Source organism: Streptomyces lunaelactis (genome assembly GCF_003054555.1).
GTDB classification, from domain to species: domain Bacteria; phylum Actinomycetota; class Actinomycetes; order Streptomycetales; family Streptomycetaceae; genus Streptomyces; species Streptomyces lunaelactis.
This window is the reverse complement of the sequence record NZ_CP026304.1, coordinates 1,486,124-1,502,690: the sequence shown is the minus strand read 5'-3', so window position 1 is coordinate 1,502,690 and position 16,567 is coordinate 1,486,124. Positions and strand designations below refer to the sequence as shown.

Annotated in this window: 15 protein-coding genes; 9 read left to right on the top strand and 6 right to left on the bottom strand. The window is 70.5% G+C overall.

All coding sequences use genetic code 11. From position 1 onward, the window contains the following. Positions 1 to 5: 5 nt before the first annotated feature. Positions 6 to 1,901, bottom strand: a complete 1,896-nt coding sequence (locus SLUN_RS06505) for an AAA family ATPase (RefSeq protein WP_108154567.1) — start codon at positions 1,899 to 1,901, stop codon at positions 6 to 8. Positions 1,902 to 2,308: 407 nt separating this feature from the next. Further along, positions 2,309 to 2,905, bottom strand: coding sequence for a uridine kinase family protein (locus SLUN_RS06500; protein ID WP_108147573.1), 597 nt, complete (start codon positions 2,903 to 2,905; stop codon positions 2,309 to 2,311). Positions 2,906 to 3,060: 155 nt separating this feature from the next. On the opposite strand from SLUN_RS06500, the gene SLUN_RS06495 reads away from it, so the two are divergent. Next, positions 3,061 to 4,452 (top strand): C39 family peptidase, encoded by a 1,392-nt coding sequence (locus SLUN_RS06495; protein ID WP_108147572.1) that lies wholly within the window; start codon positions 3,061 to 3,063, stop codon positions 4,450 to 4,452. A 143-nt stretch (positions 4,453 to 4,595) separates the two neighbouring features. Then, complete coding sequence (locus tag SLUN_RS06490) at positions 4,596 to 5,270, top strand: TetR/AcrR family transcriptional regulator (protein WP_108147571.1); 675 nt, start codon at positions 4,596 to 4,598, stop codon at positions 5,268 to 5,270. Positions 5,271 to 5,303: 33 nt separating this feature from the next. Here the strand turns inward: SLUN_RS06490 and SLUN_RS40995 are convergent, their stop codons facing one another. After that, on the bottom strand, positions 5,304 to 5,432 hold the full coding sequence (locus SLUN_RS40995) for a hypothetical protein (RefSeq protein WP_257153685.1): 129 nt from the start codon (positions 5,430 to 5,432) through the stop codon (positions 5,304 to 5,306). A gap of 274 nt (positions 5,433 to 5,706) precedes the next feature. Here SLUN_RS40995 and SLUN_RS06485 point away from each other — a divergent pair, with 274 nt between their 5' ends. The 3 genes from SLUN_RS06485 (at position 5,707) to SLUN_RS06470 (ending at position 9,716) form a co-directional block, all read left to right on the top strand. After that, a complete protein-coding gene (locus tag SLUN_RS06485; RefSeq protein WP_108147570.1) occupies positions 5,707 to 6,879 on the top strand; it encodes an acyl-CoA dehydrogenase family protein in 1,173 nt (390 codons plus the stop codon). 511 nt (positions 6,880 to 7,390) lie between these two features. Further along, on the top strand, positions 7,391 to 8,515 hold the full coding sequence (locus tag SLUN_RS06475) for an Rv3169 family protein (RefSeq protein ID WP_108147569.1): 1,125 nt from the start codon (positions 7,391 to 7,393) through the stop codon (positions 8,513 to 8,515). 130 nt (positions 8,516 to 8,645) lie between these two features. Continuing rightward, on the top strand, positions 8,646 to 9,716 hold the full coding sequence (locus SLUN_RS06470) for a phosphotransferase family protein (protein ID WP_108147568.1): 1,071 nt from the start codon (positions 8,646 to 8,648) through the stop codon (positions 9,714 to 9,716). Positions 9,717 to 9,720: 4 nt separating this feature from the next. On the opposite strand, the gene SLUN_RS06465 is transcribed toward SLUN_RS06470, so the two are convergent. After that, complete coding sequence (locus SLUN_RS06465) at positions 9,721 to 10,134, bottom strand: hypothetical protein (RefSeq protein WP_108154566.1); 414 nt, start codon at positions 10,132 to 10,134, stop codon at positions 9,721 to 9,723. 202 nt (positions 10,135 to 10,336) lie between these two features. Between SLUN_RS06465 and SLUN_RS06460 the strand changes: the two genes are divergently transcribed. The 4 genes from SLUN_RS06460 to fxsA all read left to right on the top strand — a co-directional run bounded on the left by SLUN_RS06460 (position 10,337) and on the right by fxsA (position 14,420). Continuing rightward, positions 10,337 to 10,777 (top strand): Lrp/AsnC family transcriptional regulator, encoded by a 441-nt coding sequence (locus SLUN_RS06460; protein WP_108147567.1) that lies wholly within the window; start codon positions 10,337 to 10,339, stop codon positions 10,775 to 10,777. A gap of 9 nt (positions 10,778 to 10,786) precedes the next feature. Beyond that, positions 10,787 to 12,427, top strand: coding sequence for an amidohydrolase (locus SLUN_RS06455; RefSeq protein ID WP_108147566.1), 1,641 nt, complete (start codon positions 10,787 to 10,789; stop codon positions 12,425 to 12,427). 517 nt (positions 12,428 to 12,944) lie between these two features. Next, the gene (locus SLUN_RS06450; protein WP_108147565.1) at positions 12,945 to 13,736 is read left to right on the top strand and encodes a polyprenol monophosphomannose synthase; all 792 of its coding nucleotides are present in this window, start codon (positions 12,945 to 12,947) and stop codon (positions 13,734 to 13,736) included. 90 nt (positions 13,737 to 13,826) lie between these two features. After that, positions 13,827 to 14,420, top strand: coding sequence for an FxsA family membrane protein (gene fxsA, locus SLUN_RS06445; RefSeq protein ID WP_108147564.1), 594 nt, complete (start codon positions 13,827 to 13,829; stop codon positions 14,418 to 14,420). Between the two features lie 136 nt (positions 14,421 to 14,556). Here fxsA and SLUN_RS06440 read toward each other — a convergent pair whose 3' ends face one another. Further along, positions 14,557 to 14,931 carry an RNA polymerase-binding protein RbpA gene (locus SLUN_RS06440; RefSeq protein ID WP_108147563.1) on the bottom strand — a complete coding sequence of 125 codons (375 nt, stop codon included), beginning with the start codon at positions 14,929 to 14,931 and terminating at the stop codon, positions 14,557 to 14,559. Positions 14,932 to 15,187: 256 nt separating this feature from the next. Continuing rightward, positions 15,188 to 16,534 carry an MFS transporter gene (locus tag SLUN_RS06435; RefSeq protein WP_108147562.1) on the bottom strand — a complete coding sequence of 449 codons (1,347 nt, stop codon included), beginning with the start codon at positions 16,532 to 16,534 and terminating at the stop codon, positions 15,188 to 15,190. Positions 16,535 to 16,567 lie beyond the last annotated feature (33 nt).

Here is a 16,567-nt window from a genome sequence, read left to right as displayed (position 1 = left end):
CGGATTCAGCCCGGCGGAGGATCCTGCGGGCCGCGGTCCACCGGACCGCGGCCCGACAGGACTTCGCCGTACGCCTGCATCAGATCGGGCAGCCGCAGCGTGGAGAGGTCCTCGCGGGTCGGTGTGCCCGGATAGCCGGACAGCCGCAGATCGCGGTAGGCGCAGCTCTTCTCGTACAGCGTGCGCAGGAACCGGCCGTTGCCGAGCTCGTTGATCCAGCCCTGGTCGACCACATGCCCGCAGATGGAGCGCAGCTCCTCGCGCACCTCGTCGTCCCACACATCGCCGTTCTCGGCGGCGAGCACCTCGCCGATGGCGGTCAGTTCGAGCGGGCGGTACGAGGGGAAGTCGACCCGGGTGGTGAAGCGGGAGGAAAGCCCGGGATTGGTGGCGAGCAGCCGGTCCATGCCCGCGGGGTAGCCGGCCAGGATGACCACGAGATGGTCGCGGTTGTCCTCGGCGCGCTTGAGCAGGACCTGGAGGGCCTCGTCGCCGTACGCGTCGCCCTTGGTGTAGCCGGAGTTGGAGAGGCTGTACGCCTCGTCCACGAACAGCACGCCGCCGATCGCGGAGTCGATGAGCTCATTGGCCTTGACGGCCGTCTGGCCGAGGAACTCGCCCACCAGATCGGACCGTTGGGCCTCCACCAGATGGTCGCCGCCGAGCAGACCGAGCGCGTAGAAGACCCGGCCCAGAATGCGGGCGACGGTCGTCTTGCCGGTACCGGAGGGGCCCGAGAAGACAAAGTGACGTTTCGGCGGCTGCACGGGCAGCCCCTGGCCGGCCCGCAGCCGGGCCATCTTCAGCTGCGCGGACAAGGCTTTGACCTGCCGCTTCACCGGCTCCAGGCCCACCATCCGCTCAAGCTCCGCGAGCGCCTCGGCGAGCAGCAACGGATCGGTGGGGCCGGCCGGGAACTGCGGGGGAACGGGCTGTGCGGGGACGACCGCCTTCGGCCGTAAGCCGTCGGGCGGGCCCGTCGGCACCGCGCCCGGCAGCTGGGTCCCCGGATCGGCGCCGAGCCGCGCCTCGGCCGCGAGCGCGCCGTCTCCGTCGGCCTGCGCGTCGGCGGCCTCCTGCCCGAAACCGGCCAGGGACACGGTCGCGAGTCCGGCCGACTCGTCGTACCCGTCGATGCCGTCGTACTCCGCGATCGCCGCCAGGCGCGCCGAGGTGTCCATGAACGCCGGGTCGATCCGGTGCACCGCCCGGTACAGCGGCAGCGCTGCCGCACTGCGGCCGGTGCCCTCGTGCGCCCGCGCCAGCCAGTACCGCAGCTCCTTGCGCTGCGGCTGCTCGCTGCGGCAGCGCATCAGGGCGGCGGACAGCAGCGGCTCCGCCTGCCCGTACATCTCCAGGCGCACCCGGGCCATGCCGCCGAAGAGCCTGGCCTCGATGCCCAGCATGGGATCGTTGACGAGCGGTTCGGTGTGGCGTACCAACTGCTCCCAGTCCTTGACCAGATACGCCCGGCAGGCGTGCAGAAAGCGCACCTGGGGGTCGGCGTCGACCGGCGGCAGCCCGGCCAGCGCACGGTCCAGCTCCGGCACATGGCGGCCGTCAAGCCAGTGCGAGGCGTGGGCGAGCAGCAGATCGCGCGGGCTCTCCAGCACCGGCTGGACCCACCACCCCAGCCAGTACCAGGAGTTGAGGGTGCGGCGGTGGCGGGCGCGCTGCTCGCCGAAGCGCTCGCGGCCCTGGTACATGCGCAGCAGCGCGGTGGTGGTGTCGACGCGGAGCGCGTGCAGGCCGAGCCAGCCGTCGGCCATCTCGGGATCGAGCCGTACCGCCGCCCGGAACTCCTCCTCCGCCTGCGGATACGCACCCATGGTGTAGGCGTCCACGCCGCGCACCCAGGCGAGGTCGGCCGGGGCCGATGGGCCCTGCGTGCCGATGTCCATCAGGTCCCCCACAAACCGTGCACCTGTGTGTCCCGCCGGGCGGGCGCCCGTCGGCAGCGTACTGAACCACCTTGCCGTGGACGGGATGTGACCGCACCGAGGTGCATCGTACCTGCGCAAAGGTGTGCGACGAAGGGCACGACAAGCACCCCGGGGACGGTGACCCAGGGTGAGCGTGATGTGGAGTACGGCGGCGGGGAAGAGGGGGAGGGGGCAGAACGAAGCCCCCGATCACGGGGGAACAACCGGGGGCTTCGCGTCTGCGGCGGCTCCGGAAAGCCGCACATTGAGAACGTAAGACCTGTACGCCCCCTCGGTCAAGCAGAGTTGAGGCACTCTTGAGGCGGATTTCCGACTGCTCAGTATGCCCGTGAAAAGCAGTGACTGTACGTGATGAACTGGTTCGGTCACGCTGTCGCAGTAGGCCCCTGGAGCCACTCGTACCCCTCCTGGCACTCGCGTACCAGCGCATGGGCGAACGGACGAGAAGGGTCCGCCAGGAAATGACGAGTCTCCGCCATCGTCCAGTCGTCCCAGAAGGCGGAGAGTTCGGCTCCGTCCCGCTGTCGGCCCCGCTGCCAGGACTCCTCGGCAGTGCGCTCCATCCACAGCAGCCTCGCCAGAAACGGCCGCACCACCCGTCGCCCCGCTCCGACGCCCTCGATCAGTACGACGGGGGCGGCTTCCAGGGGGCGCGGAGGCCCGAAGCGGCGCAGATTCCAGTCGTACGGGTGATAGTGCGCGGTTCTGCCGTTCGAGAGGGGGCCGATCACCTGGGTCAGCATCCGGTCCGTCCAGTCGAAGAGCTCCTCATGGCTGGCCAGATCGTCGAGATGCAGCACCGGAGCCCCATCGCTGTCGTCGTCGCCGAGTGCGGCCGCCAGCCGGGCGGCGAAGGTGCTCTTGCCGGAGCCCGCGTGGCCGTCGACCGCGACCAGCCGCACCGGTCCGCACGAGGGCGCAAGCGCGCGCAGCGCCCTGGCCTGCCGATCGAGGTCGTCCATCCCGCCACCCTAAGAGGGCGGCGCGCCCCGTCGCAGGTCACTCCCCCCTGGACCGGACCGGTATTGATCGGGCGACGCGGTCCGGAGTGCTGGCCGAAGCCCGCCGCCACCCGCGATAGTGGCCCCACTGCCGCGCACCTGACTTTGGGGGTCCCATGGCCAGACCTACTTCGCGCAGAAACGTGCTGAGCGCCGCCGTCGCGGCAGCGGCGGGTGCGGGCGCGCTGTCCGCCTCCGCCGCGCGGGCGGCCGCCGCTTCCGGTGCCGCGCCGACCGCGGGAGCCCGTCGTGCCGCTCCCGCCCCGCTGGTGGACAACCAGTTCTGGACCTCGTACACGGATTGGCGCTTCGGCACGGCGCACGGCACCCGGGCCGTCGCGGGCAGCCGTCCGGGTCTGGTCATCGCGACCCCCGCCGGCCGCACCGACTACACCGATCCGCACACCGGCACCACCACGAGCTGGGAGTACGCCACCTGGACCTCGCCCGTCCACCGCTCGAGCGTGCCCGCGACCGAGGTCATCGCCTCCTGGAACGCCGGCACCCCGGCCGGCACCTGGCTCCAGGTCGAACTGCGCGGCCGCTACTCCGACGCCACCTCCTCCCCGTGGTTCACGATGGGCCGCTGGGCAGCGGGCGACGGTGACATCCGGCGTACCTCGATCGACGACCAGAGCGACGGCAAGGCCAGCATCTGGACCGACACCTTCTCGATCGACACCGCGTCCGTTCAAGAGGAGGCGAGCGGGCTGCGGCTGGACTCCTACGAGCTGCGGCTGACCCTCTACCGCAAGCCCGGCACCCGGCTCACGCCCACCGTGTGGCGGCTCGGCGCGATGGCCTCCGGCATCCCGGACCGCTTCACCGTCCCCGCATCGAAGCCGGGACTCGCCCGCGAGCTGTCCGTACCGCGGTACTCGCAGAACACGCACGTCGGCCAGTACCCGGACTACGACAACGGCGGCGAGGCCTGGTGCAGCCCCACCTCCTCGCAGATGATCGTCGAGTACTGGGGCCGTGAGCCGTCGTCCGCCGATCTGGCCTGGGTGAACCCCGCCTTCGCCGACCCGCAGGTCTGCCACGCGGCCCGCTTCACCTTCGACTACCAGTACAAAGGCTGCGGAAACTGGCCCTTCAACGCCGCCTACGCCGCCACCTACAAGGACATGAGCGCGGTCGTGACCCGGCTGTCCTCGCTCACCGACCTGGAGACGCTGATCAGGGCCGGCATCCCGGCCATAACGTCGCAGTCGTTCCTCAAGGAGGAGCTGACCGGCGCGGGCTACGGGACCTCCGGGCATCTGATGACCGTGATCGGATTCACGCCCGCCGGCGATGTGATCGCCAACGACCCCGCATCCCCCAGCAACGAGGCCGTACGCCGCGTCTACAAGCGCGCCGAGTGGGAGACGATCTGGCTCCGCACCAAGCGCTACAACGCGAGCGGCAAAGTGGTGTCCGGCACAGGCGGCGTCTGCTATCTGTACTGGCCCGCACATCCGACACCCGCCCAGCGCGCGGCTCTGGCGGCCGTCGGCATCCACTGAGGCACCCACCGGACCCGGGGGCAGTCGGCAGCCGTGTCGCCGGCGGCCCACCTGCCGCTCTCGCGGAAGTCCCCCGACAGGTTCTGAGTGGCAGGTCTGCCATACTGCGCAGATCCTGTGGCAGTTGGAGACTAGGGCTCAATTTGAATAATAGTCAACAGCGCGGTGCGACCGAAAGATCCCAGGTGCGCCGCAGTGAACTCATCGCAACCGGGCGGAAGTTGTTCGCCGACACTTCCTACGACGCACTGTCCATGGATGACATCGCCAAGCACGCCGGAGTCGCCAAAGGCCTGATCTACTACTATTTCAAGAGCAAGCGCGGCTACTACCTGGCCATCATCGAGGACTCGGTGGCCGACCTGGTCTCGCGCGCCGCAGACGGGCCCGACCTGCCGCGCGCCCAGCGTGTGCACCGCACGATCGACGGCTATCTCCGCTACGCCCAGCACCATCAGGCGGCGTTCCGCACCATCGTCACCGGCGGCGTCGGCTTCGACACCCAGGTGCAGTCCATACGTGACGCGGTGCGCGACGAGCTGATCGCGACCATCGCCGAAGGGGCGTACGGCAGGCGCGACATCCCCCCGCTGGCCCGGATGGCGCTGCTCGGCTGGCTCAGCTGCGTCGAGGGGATCACCCTCGACTGGCTCGGGCATCAGGAGCTGGAGCGCGACACTGTGTGCGCGCTGCTGATGCGGATGCTGCGGGGCACGCTCGGCACCATCGAGGAGTTCGCGCCGGACTGCCCCGAACCGCCGCGCGAACCGATGCCGGTCCCGGTGCCCAACCCGGCGTGCGCGCCGGTCGAGGCATGACGCGAGGGCGGGGAGCCCGCCGGCTCCCCGCCCTCACCCACAGATCGGCAGCTCCGCGCTGGGCGGGATGTCAGACACGGCCTGGTTGATGGCCTTGATCAGCTCACCGCCCGTGGTGTCACCACTGAGCTCCCAGAAGAACCGTGCGGATCTACTTGGCATGAACGCGGTAAAGCGTGGGGGGAACGGTAGAAGGACTAGACCAGTGGGGTCAATGGTTCGGGCCAATTTCCCGGGGTGTCGAGGCGGTACCGGAACGAGTCCTGCCAGCCCGTGACGGAATCCCGCCGATCGGGCATACTCAACGCGCCACAGCCGCCGTCGAGCCACTTCCGTGATCCGGGAGGGCAGCATCGGCCTGGCAGGAAGACCGGCGGCGCGCCCACACCCTTCGCGCGCGACCGCCGCAGCGCCCGACAGGGAGGAGAGCGCCCCCATGCCCGACCGCGCCCCGCAGCCGGTGGACCGTCAACTGCCCACCGAGGAGTCCAGGGATCTGATCGCCCTGGTACGCGACATCATCCAGCGGGAGATCGCCCCCCGGGCGGCCGGGGAGGAGGACTCCGGACACTTCCCGCGCGAGGTCTTCTCCCTGCTTTCCGAGTCCGGACTGCTCGGCCTTCCGTACGACTCCGCATACGGCGGCGGAGACCAGCCGTACGAGGTCTACCTCCAGGTCCTCGAAGAGCTCGCCGCCGCCCGCCTCACCGTCGGCCTCGGCGTCAGCGTCCACTCCCTCGCCTGCCACGCACTCGCCGGCTACGGCAGCAAGGAGCAGCAGGCCGAGCATCTGCCCGCCATGCTCGGCGGCGGCCTCCTCGGCGCGTACTGCCTCTCCGAACCCGCCTCCGGCTCGGACGCCGCGTCCCTTCGTACGAAGGCCGTGCGGGACGGCGACGACTGGGTCGTCACCGGGACGAAATCCTGGATCACCCACGGCGGAATCGCCGACTTCTACACGGTGCTGGCCCGCTCCGGCGGGGAGGGTGCCCGCGGTATCACGGCCTTCCTGGTCCCGGGCGACGCGGCCGGCCTGAACGCCGCCGCCCCCGAGAAGAAGATGGGTATGAAGGGCTCGCCCACGGCCCAGCTGCACTTCGACGGCGTACGCGTCCCGGACGCCCGCCGTATCGGCGAGGAGGGCCAGGGATTCGCGATCGCGCTCTCCGCGCTCGACTCCGGCCGGCTCGGCATCGCCGCCTGCGCCATCGGTCTCGCCCAGGCGGCCCTGGACGAGGCCGTCGCGTACGCCACCGGACGTCAGCAGTTCGGCCGGCCCATCGCCGACTTCCAGGGGCTGCGCTTCATGCTCGCCGACATGGCCACCCGGATCGAGGCGGGCCGTGCGCTCTACCTCGCCGCCGCGCGGCTGCGCGACGCGGGACGGCCGTTCTCGCGGCAGGCCGCCATGGCCAAGCTGTTCTGCACGGACGCGGCCATGAGCGTCACCGTCGACGCGGTGCAGGTGCTCGGAGGCTACGGCTACACCCTGGACTTCCCGGTCGAGCGCTATATGCGCGAGGCGAAGGTGCTGCAGATCGTCGAAGGCACCAACCAGATCCAGCGCATGGTCATCGCCCGTCACCTGGCCGGACCCGAGACGCGCTGACCCTGGGGCTGGTCACCCGGGTTCGTGGGTGCCGTGGGCCAGGGGGCGTTGATGGTTGCCGTTCGGTGGGTGGTTTTCCCGGGCGAGCCCCATGCGGGCCGCGGCGCCGCGAAAGCCAGCGGCGCCGCGAGCCTGCTCCACTCCGGGTCGCGGCGCCCCGGCAGGGTCTGGCCCTTGCTCGCCCACAGATCGAGCAACTCCCGGTAGATGGGCGGATCGGCGGGGTGCTGAACCGATTCTTCGGGGCCGGGGGTCGCGAGCTGACGGCGGCCTTGGCCGGTCGTGGAGTACGGCGGGGTCATATCTGGCCAACGCGGCGCGTCCCGGCCGGGTTACCCCTGGGGCAAATCGAGCCCCAGTTCACTCCTTACCCGGACGGTCGGCCCGCGCCGACCCGAGGAGCCCTGACGCGAGTACGGTGCCTGGCTCTGGCCTCCCGCAGGGTTCCTGACGTACCGTCAACTTCCTTGTCCGCCCAGGAGCTGCCCAGAAGCCGCCCAGGAGGTCAGCCGTGTCCGACGACCGCCCGATCGCCCTCGACGAATACCCCGTGCACCAGGCGCCCCTGTCGATGAAGCACCTCGTCACCGGCGACCGCAATGCCTACGACCGGTGCATCTTCCAGGTTTTCGACCACGAAGGGCGCGCCCTGCTCATCACCGGCCTCGGCGTCTACCCGAACGCCGGGGTGATCGACGCCTACGCCACTCTCCGCATCGGCGACGAACTCCTCGCCGTACGCACCTCCGACGCCCTGACCGACGACCGGATGAACCTCGCCGTCGGACCGCTGCGCATCACCGTCGACGAGCCACTGCGCCGACTGCGGCTCCAGTGCGACGCCGACCCCGGCGACCCGCGCTCCCTCTCGTACGACCTCACCTGGACCGCCGACTTCCCCGCCGTGTGGGAGCCGCACCACATCCAGCGCCGCGGTGACCGCCTGATGCTGGAGGGCCGCCGCTTCGTGCAGGCGGGCAGCGTCAGCGGCTCGATACGCGCCGGCGGCGAGGAGATCGCCGTCACCGCGGGGGAGTGGACCGGCACCCGCGACCGCAGCTGGGGCGTACGGCCCATCCCCGGCGAGGAAGGCGGCCGCGCCGCCGAGGAGCTGCGCCCCGACGGCTTCCACTGGCTCTGGATCCCCGTCCGCTTCGAGGACCGCTTCCTGATGGTCATCGCCCAGGAGGACGCCGACGGCTACCGCACCCTCAACGAAGCCGTCCTCGTCCGCGACGGTCACCACGACACCCAACTCGGCTGGCCCCAGGCCGACATCACCTACCGCCCCGGCACCCGTCATCCCCAGCGAGCCGTCGTCCACCTCACCGACCCCGCCCGCAAACCCCTCGAACTGGGCGTCGAGATCCTCACCTCCTCCCCCCTCGCCATCGGCGCCGGCTATCCGCCCGCAACCGACTGGCAGCACGGCACCTGGCAGGGCCGCGGCTGGACCGACCGGCGCGGCTACGACCTCTCCGACACCGCAGCCCATCCCATGGCCGCCTTCGGCGTCACCGATCACTCCGCCCGCTTCACCCTCGACGGGCGGACCGGCCACGGGATCTTCGAGCACGGCAGCTTCGGCCGCCACGGCCCGAGCGGTTTCACCGGCTATGACTCGGTCGCCGGATAGGGCCCGGGCACGACAACGCAGCCAGGCGACAGCCATCGGCCCGCGACGCCGCCCGGACTTCCCCGGGGCCGCTTAGGTCCGAGAGGCGCCCTCAGCCGCCCAGAGCCGTCCGACAGCGAGGAGCACCGCCATGGCAACGGCACCACGCCCCCGCACCACCACCCGCGACCCCGAAGAGCTCGCCCGCCGTCTCACCGCATGGCTCGACGCCCGGCTGCCCGGCGCCAAGGTCTCCGGCGTGCGGGTCCCCGAGTCCAACGGCATGTCGAGCGAGACACTGCTCTTCGACATCGAGCACCCCGAACCACCGGTAAGGGCCTGTGTGTTGCGGCTCGCCGCCGACCCCGCCGCGTACACGGTCTTCCCGGTGTACGACATGGCGCTCCAGTACCGCACCATGCGGAGCGTCGCCGAGCACACCGACATCCCCGTGCCGCGCGTGCTGTGGCTGGAGGAGGACCCGGCGGCGCTGGGAGCGCCTTTCTTCGTGATGGAGCGCGTCGAGGGCCGGGTGCCGCCCGACGTCATGCCCTATACGTACGAGGGCAATTGGCTGCACGCCGCGAGCGACTCCGAACGCGCGCACCTCCAGGACGCCACGATCTCGCTGATAGCCCGGCTGCACGACCAGCACCCGACTGAACCTTCGCGCGGCAGCGCACTGCGCCGCCACGTCGATGCCCAACGGGCGTACTACGCCTGGGTGGTGGACGGCCTGCCGCGCTCACCGCTCATCGAGAGCGCCTTCGAGCGGCTCGGGGCGCTCTGGCCGAAGGACGACGGCGACGCCGTCCTCAACTGGGGCGACGCCCGCATCGGCAACATCATCTACGCCGGCTTCGAGCCCGCTGCCGTACTCGACTGGGAGATGGCCGCATACGCCCCGCGCGAGGTCGATCTCGGCTGGACGATCTACCTGCACCGGTTCTTCCAGGACCTGACGGTCGGCTTCGGTCAGCGCGGGCTGCCCGACTTCCTGCGCCGGGACACCGTCGAGCTCCGTTACGCCCAGCTCACCGGCCACACCCCGCGCGACATGGACTTCTACACCCTCTACGCGGCGCTTCGGCACGCCATCGTGATGCTGCGCATCGCCTACCGCCAAGTGCACTTCGGCGAGGTGCAGGTCCCCGCCGACCCGGACGGCCTGATCCTGCACCACGCCGACCTGGCCGCGATGGTGCAGGGAAGCTACTGGTGACCGCTCAGGCGGCCTGACGGCCGGGCTGCTGCGGCACCCTGAAGACCGGACGTGAGCCCGCACCCCCGACGTGCGAGAAGGGCTGCGTCCGCCAGTCGAGCCCCTGGGGGAGCGTCAACAGCAGCGCTGTGTCCTGCTCCTGGACCTCCAGCGACTCGTCCGCGGGACGGGCCTCGGCGGCCGCACGACCCGTGCCGGCGCACACGGTGAGCCCGAACGGGTTCCACGGCGTGGGGCACAGCGCATGCTCCGGCAGGACGTCCTCGTCCGCCAGCAGTGCGATCGGCTGAGCGCAGTCCGGGCAGATCACCCGGTACATCTCAAAGGTGTCGTACGCGTCGAGCTCGTCGATATCGGCCGGCCCGGCCGAATCGACGGGCTCCGGTTCGGTACGTCCACTGTTCTTCAGGTTCTGCATGGAGATCTCCCCCTCGGGTGGGCCGACCAGGTACTTGCGGCTCGACCACAGCAAGCAATTCCCATCGCGCCAGGCAGGTAACCGTGCGGTCATGATCGACTGGGTGTCAAACCTGTGGCATTCGTCACATGCCCGCTGCGGGCGCCCTTTCGCGCCACCGCCGACTGTGCCGGAAGCGACCCGGGGCAATAGGTTGATCCGCATGGAGGAGCTGGATCGTCAGATCGTGGAATTGCTCGTCAAGGACGGGCGGATGAGCTACACCGACCTGGGCAAGGCCACCGGCCTGTCCACCTCGGCGGTGCATCAGCGCGTCCGCCGCCTCGAGCAGCGCGGTGTCATCCGCGGCTATGGCGCCGTCGTCGACCCCGGGGCCGTCGGGCTGCCGCTTACCGCGTTCATCTCCGTCAAGCCGTTCGACCCCAGCGCCCCCGACGACATCGCGGAACGCCTCGCCGACGTACCCGAGATCGAGGCCTGCCACAGCGTCGCCGGCGACGAGAACTACATCCTCAAGGTGCGTGTCGCGACCCCGCTCGAGCTGGAACACCTGCTCACCCGCATCCGCTCGCTGTCCGGTGTCTCCACCCGCACCACGGTCGTCCTCTCCACCCCGTACGAGGCACGCCCGCCGCGTATCTAGGCTGGTCCCATGACCGAGAGCACCGCCCCCCGGGCCGAACACCGCACCGTGCTGCTGCGCGGCGGAGAAGTCCACAGCCCCGCCGACCCCTTCGCCACCGCGATGGTCGTCGAACGAGGCCACATCGCCTGGGTGGGCTCGGAAGGCGCCGCCGACGCCTTCGCCACCGGAGTCGACGAAGTGATCGACCTCGAAGGGGCCCTGGTCACCCCGGCGTTCACCGACGCCCACGTGCACACCACCGCGACCGGCCTCGCCCTCACCGGCCTCGACCTGTCCGGCGCCCGCAGCCTGACCGAGGCGCTCGATCTCGTACGGGCACACAGCGCCGCACACCCCGCCGACACGGTCCTCCTCGGCCACGGCTGGGACACCGCGCGCTGGCCCGAGCAGCGCCCCCCGTCCCGCGCCCAGCTCGACGAGGCGAGCGGCGGCCGCCCCCTGTACCTGCCGCGCGTCGACGTCCACTCGGCGGTGGTCACCACCGCCCTGCTCGACCTCGTCCCCGGCATCACCGACCTTGCCGGCTACCACCCGGACGCGCCGCTCACAGCGGCCGCCCACCACGCCGTCCGTGCCGCCGCCCACGCCGCCATCACCCCCGCCCAGCGCGCCGCCGCCCAGCGCGCCGCACTCGCCCGGGCCGCCTCCCTCGGCATCGGCACCGTCCACGAATGCGCCGGCCCCGAGATCTCCGACGAGGACGACTTCACGTCCCTGCTCGAACTCGCCGGGGCCGAGCCCGGCCCCCGCGTCGTCGGCTACTGGGCCGAACGGGTCGAAGGCGCCAAGGACGCCCGGCGCATCCGCGAACTCGGCGCCATCGGCGCGGCCGGCGACCTCTTCGTCGACGGCTCCCTCGGCTCCCACACCGCCTGCCTGCACACCCCCTACGCCGACGCCGCCCACACCGGCACCGGTCACCTCGACAGCGCGGCCGTCGCCGCCCATGTCACCGCCTGCACCGAAGCCGGGCTCCAGGCCGGCTTCCACGCCATCGGCGACGCCGCCCTCACCGCCGTCACCGACGGCATCCGCACCGCCGCCGACACCCTCGGCCTCGCCCGCGTACGCGCCGCCCGCCACCGCGTCGAACACGCCGAGATGCTCACCCCCGAAACCATCGCCGCCTTCGCCGAATTCGGCCTCACCGCCTCTGTCCAGCCCGCCTTCGACGCGGCCTGGGGCGGCGGCGACGGTATGTACGCCCAGCGTCTCGGCGCCGAACGGGCCCGCACCCTCAACCCGTACGCCGCACTGCTGCGTGCCGGAGTCCCCCTCGCCTTCGGCTCCGACAGCCCCGTCACCCCCCTCGACCCCTGGGGCACCGTCCGGGCCGCCGCCTTCCACCGCACCCCCGAACACCGGGTCTCCGCCCGGGCGGCCTTCACCGCCCATACGCGCGGCGGCTGGCGCGCCATCGGCCGCGACGACGCCGGCGTCCTGGTGCCGGGCGCGCCCGCCGACTACGCCCTGTGGCGCACCAGGGAACTCGTCGTCCAGGCCCCCGACGACCGTGTCGCCCGCTGGTCCACCGACCCGCGCTCCGGCACCCCGGGGCTGCCCGATCTCACCCCCGGCACCGAACTGCCCCGCTGCCTGCGGACGGTGGTCTTCGGACAAACCGTCTTTGAGAGGCTGAACGAGTGACGTGCGGACATTTCGCATCGCCGATCGATGGCCGCCGAGCTCGGCCGCGACCTGCGGATCTTCCGCGCTGACCTGGTGATTTGAGCAAACCGCGCAGATCAGACGACTGTTGACATGGAGCGCCCACCGGCGGGTAGGTTCGGCCGGGTCCACCACAGGACGTCCGACCGGCAAACCTCCACGCAGTCGTCGAACGCCGCTGGGTCATGGGGCAGCGTGCCGCACCGGCACACTGCCACTGGGAGCCAGGTTCAGCGCCCGCGCCTCGGGGGCGAGGGAAGGTTTCAGCCGGCCGGCAGGTGTGACCCGGGTGGGGCCCGGCGTTCAGTAGACAACGGCTCTCGGTAGACCCGCAGCCAGCGGGTCCCAGGTCGGCCCGAAGGACGCCGGGCCCCGACCGTTGCCCGTCCCGGCCCCCATGCTGCCGCGAATACGACACCCCAGGTCCGGGCCGTCGCAGCCGCACGCCGAGCGCTCGCTATGGTGGGGCTCAGCGTACGGAGACTAAGGGGCTGCAGTGAACGACGGTGGTGGGGTTCCCCGAGACAGAGCCCAGGGGAGGCGGTACGGCCCGCTCGGCAGAGCCCTGGTGATCATCCCGACCTACAACGAGGCCGAGAACATCAAGGCCATCGTCACCCGGGTGCGCGAAGCCGTGCCCGAGGCGAACATCCTTGTCGCCGACGACAACAGCCCCGACGGCACCGGCAAGATCGCCGACGAGCTCGCCGCCCACGACGACAAGGTCCACGTCCTGCACCGCAAGGGCAAGGAAGGCCTCGGCGCGGCCTACCTCGCGGGCTTCGCCTGGGGCATCGAGCACGACTTCGGCGTACTCGTCGAGATGGACGCCGACGGCTCCCACCAGCCCGAGGAACTGCCCCGGCTGCTCACCGCACTCAAGGGCGCCGACCTGGTGCTCGGCTCGCGCTGGGTCCCCGGCGGCCGCGTGGTCAACTGGCCCAAGTCCCGGGAGTTCCTCTCCCGCGGCGGCAGCACCTATTCGCGCCTCCTCCTCGGCGTACCCATCCGCGACGTCACCGGCGGTTTCCGCGCCTTCCGCGCCGAAACCCTCGAAGGCCTCGGCCTGACCGAGGTGGCCTCCCAGGGTTACTGCTTCCAGGTCGACCTCGCCCGCCGTGCCGTCGCCGCCGGCTACCACGTCGTCGAAGTCCCCATCACCTTCGTCGAGCGCGAGCTCGGCGACTCCAAGATGAGCCGGGACATCGTCGTCGAGGCGCTGTGGCGGGTCACCGCGTGGGGAGTCGGCGACCGGGCGAATCGTCTCCTCGGCCGCAAGCGTCCCTGACCGCCCCGCCGTCCAGCACGCCCGCCGCTCCACGATCTTCCTGATCACCCCCTTACGCCGCTTCGGCGGGCGTCCAGGCACACTGGGACCATGACGACCGGCGCACCGACCCCGACAGCCCCCAAGCGCTCCCGCGCCCGCAACCTCGTGCCGCTCGGCATCGCCGCCTGGCTGGTCCTGGAGATCTGGCTGCTGACCGTCGTGGCCGGTGCGGCCGGCGGGCTCACCGTCCTCGCCCTGCTCGTCGGCGGCGCCGTCCTCGGCGCGGTCGTCATCAAGCGGGCGGGACGCCGGGCCTTCCGCAGCCTGACCGAAACGCTCCAGCAGGCGCAGGCGCAAGCACAGGCGGGCAAGAGCCCGGCCGCACCCGAGACCGGCAGCACGGGCAACGGGTTCCTGATGCTCGGCGGACTGCTGCTCATGCTGCCCGGCCTGATCTCGGACGCGGCGGGCCTCGTGCTCCTGCTGCCGCCCGTGCGCTCCTTGCTCGGGCGGTACGCCCAGCGCTCACTGGAGCGCCGTATGCGGGCCGCCACGGCCGGCAGCCTCGGTGACGCCTTCCAGCAGGCCCGCATCCACCGACCCGACGGCAAGGTCGTCCAGGGCGAGGTCATCCGGCAGGACGCCCAACAGCCTCAGCGCGGCTACGAGGACGACGGCCCGAGGCCCCCGCTGGCCCCCTGAACCGCCCTTCCGGGGTGTTCCTTCGGGAGGCGACCGCAGGCACGCAGCAGAGCCGCGGGCCGTGGCACACACTCGGTGTGACACGGCCCGCGGCTCTTGTTCTTGCATGGTGTTGTTGTGCGGTGTGGTTACGCGGTCAGGCCGACTTCCGGCTGTCCCGCGGGTGCACTGCGATGTTCATGGCGCCGGAGCGAAGGACGGCCAGCCTCTCGGCCAGCACCTCCTCGAGCTCCTCGCGAGTGCGCCGCTCCATGAGCATGTCCCAGTGCGTACGCGCGGGCTTGCCCTTCTTCTCCTCGGGGCCATCCCCGTCAACCAGAAGTGCCTGGGCGCCACACGCCTTGCACTCCCACTCCGCTGGAATGTCCGCCTCTACGGAGAACGGCATCTCAAAGCGATGTCCGTTCTCGCATGCGTACTCCACCGCCTGGCGCGGGGCCAGATCGATGCCGCGGTCCGTCTCGTAGCTGGTCACCACGAGTCGCGTACCGCGGAGAGCTCGCTCACTCATGAATCGTGCCTCCCGGGCTTGTCGCCCACAGGACAGGTGTCGCTGTCGTCGTCATCCGGTCAACGTCCGGTCGGCGGTAAAGATTCCCGTTCCGGGTCATGCGTCGCCCGTCGTGCCGCCCCTTGTTGTACCCACCAGTGCCCGTTTTGTCACATCTGATCAGAAAGTGTCACCCAGTGATTTCACTTCTTCAGCACGCAGTAACGGTCCGCCTGGCAAGCCAAAGGCGTACACTACCGGCCTTTCACTTCAACGTCTAAATCCGCTCCGGCACAGGGTTGCCCGCAGCCTCCACAGCACGCCTCACCGGCACCCGCGCCAGCAGCACGAACCCGAGCACGAAGAAGACCACCAAAGAGATGATCGCATCCCGATAACTGCCGGTCAGCTGGTACGCGAGCCCGAACACCAGCGGCCCCAGCCAGCTCAGCCCGCGGTCGCTCATCTCATAGGCCGAGAAATACTCGGCCTCCTTGCCGCGTGGCACCAGGTGTGAGAACAACGACCGCGACAGGGCCTGACTACCGCCCAGTACCAGCCCGATCGCCCCCGCCAGAGCGAAGAACCACAGCGGCTCACCCGCCGGCAGGAAGTACCCCGCCGCCAGAATCAGCGTCCACACGGCGAGCGAAGCGAGAATCGTCCGCTTGGCCCCATGCGTTCTGGCCAGCCGCCCCATACCCAGCGCACCCGCCACCGCGAGCACCTGCACCAGCAGAACCGACGTGATCAACGTCGTCTGATCGAGACCCAGCTCCTGCGAACCGTAGATCGAAGCCTGCGAGATCACCGTCTGGACCCCGTCGTTGTAGATCAGATACGCCAGCAGAAACGACAGCGTCAACGGATGCCGGCGCATGTCCCGCAACGTCGCCATCAACTGCCGCCACCCGGAACCGACCGCTCCGTCGCCACTCGGCGCCACCGCGCGGTCCCGCAGGCGCCGCAGCGGCACCAGCGTGAAAGCGCCCCACCACAGCCCCGCCGACGCCAGACAGATCCGAACCGCCTCGGACTCCGAAAGACCGAACGAGTCGTGACCCGAATACACGACCAGATTCAGCACCAGCATCAGAGCACCCGCCGCGTAGCCGAACGCCCAGCCGCGCGACGACACCGCATCACGCTCGTCCGGCTCCGCGATCTGCGGCAGATACGCGTTGTACAGCACCATCGAGACCGACAGCGACGCATTCGCCACGATCAGCAGAAACGCGCCCAGCAGATACCGGTCACCGGCCAGGAAGAACATGCCCGTCGTCGCGGCCGCACCCACATACGCCGCCACCGCCAGCAGCGGCTTCTTCCGGCCCATACGGTCCGCGGCCGCACCGGCAAGCGGCATCACCAGGACCGCCACCACCACCGACAGGGACACCGCGTACGCGAAAACGGAACCCGCCCGCACCGGCACACCCAACGGATGCACAAAACCCTCGGCATCCGCCGCGGCCTTCGCCACCGACGTCAGATAAGGCCCCAGAAAGACCGTGAGCACACTCGTCGAATAGACCGAACACGCGAAGTCGTAGAAATACCAGCCGCGTTGCTCGCGCCTGCGCTCACTCGACCCGGTCGTCCGGTCCGCAGTGTCGGCCGTCAACCCGCGCCCCCTCGCTCGTCCAGATGATCAGAC

What these genes read in the sequence shown, in the direction of transcription:
- SLUN_RS06495 (WP_108147572.1), top strand. Translation starts at nt 3,061, where the DNA reads ATGGCCAGACCTACTTCGCGCAGAAACGTGCTGAGCGCCGCCGTCGCG.
- SLUN_RS06460 (WP_108147567.1), top strand. Translation starts at nt 10,337, where the DNA reads ATGGAGGAGCTGGATCGTCAGATCGTGGAATTGCTCGTCAAGGACGGG.
- SLUN_RS06505 (WP_108154567.1), bottom strand. Translation starts at nt 1,901, where the DNA reads ATGGACATCGGCACGCAGGGCCCATCGGCCCCGGCCGACCTCGCCTGG.
- SLUN_RS40995 (WP_257153685.1), bottom strand. Translation starts at nt 5,432, where the DNA reads ATGCCAAGTAGATCCGCACGGTTCTTCTGGGAGCTCAGTGGTGACACC.
- SLUN_RS06465 (WP_108154566.1), bottom strand. Translation starts at nt 10,134, where the DNA reads ATGCAGAACCTGAAGAACAGTGGACGTACCGAACCGGAGCCCGTCGAT.
- SLUN_RS06485 (WP_108147570.1), top strand. Translation starts at nt 5,707, where the DNA reads ATGCCCGACCGCGCCCCGCAGCCGGTGGACCGTCAACTGCCCACCGAG.
- SLUN_RS06470 (WP_108147568.1), top strand. Translation starts at nt 8,646, where the DNA reads ATGGCAACGGCACCACGCCCCCGCACCACCACCCGCGACCCCGAAGAG.
- SLUN_RS06455 (WP_108147566.1), top strand. Translation starts at nt 10,787, where the DNA reads ATGACCGAGAGCACCGCCCCCCGGGCCGAACACCGCACCGTGCTGCTG.
- SLUN_RS06500 (WP_108147573.1), bottom strand. Translation starts at nt 2,905, where the DNA reads ATGGACGACCTCGATCGGCAGGCCAGGGCGCTGCGCGCGCTTGCGCCC.
- fxsA (WP_108147564.1), top strand. Translation starts at nt 13,827, where the DNA reads ATGACGACCGGCGCACCGACCCCGACAGCCCCCAAGCGCTCCCGCGCC.
- SLUN_RS06440 (WP_108147563.1), bottom strand. Translation starts at nt 14,931, where the DNA reads ATGAGTGAGCGAGCTCTCCGCGGTACGCGACTCGTGGTGACCAGCTAC.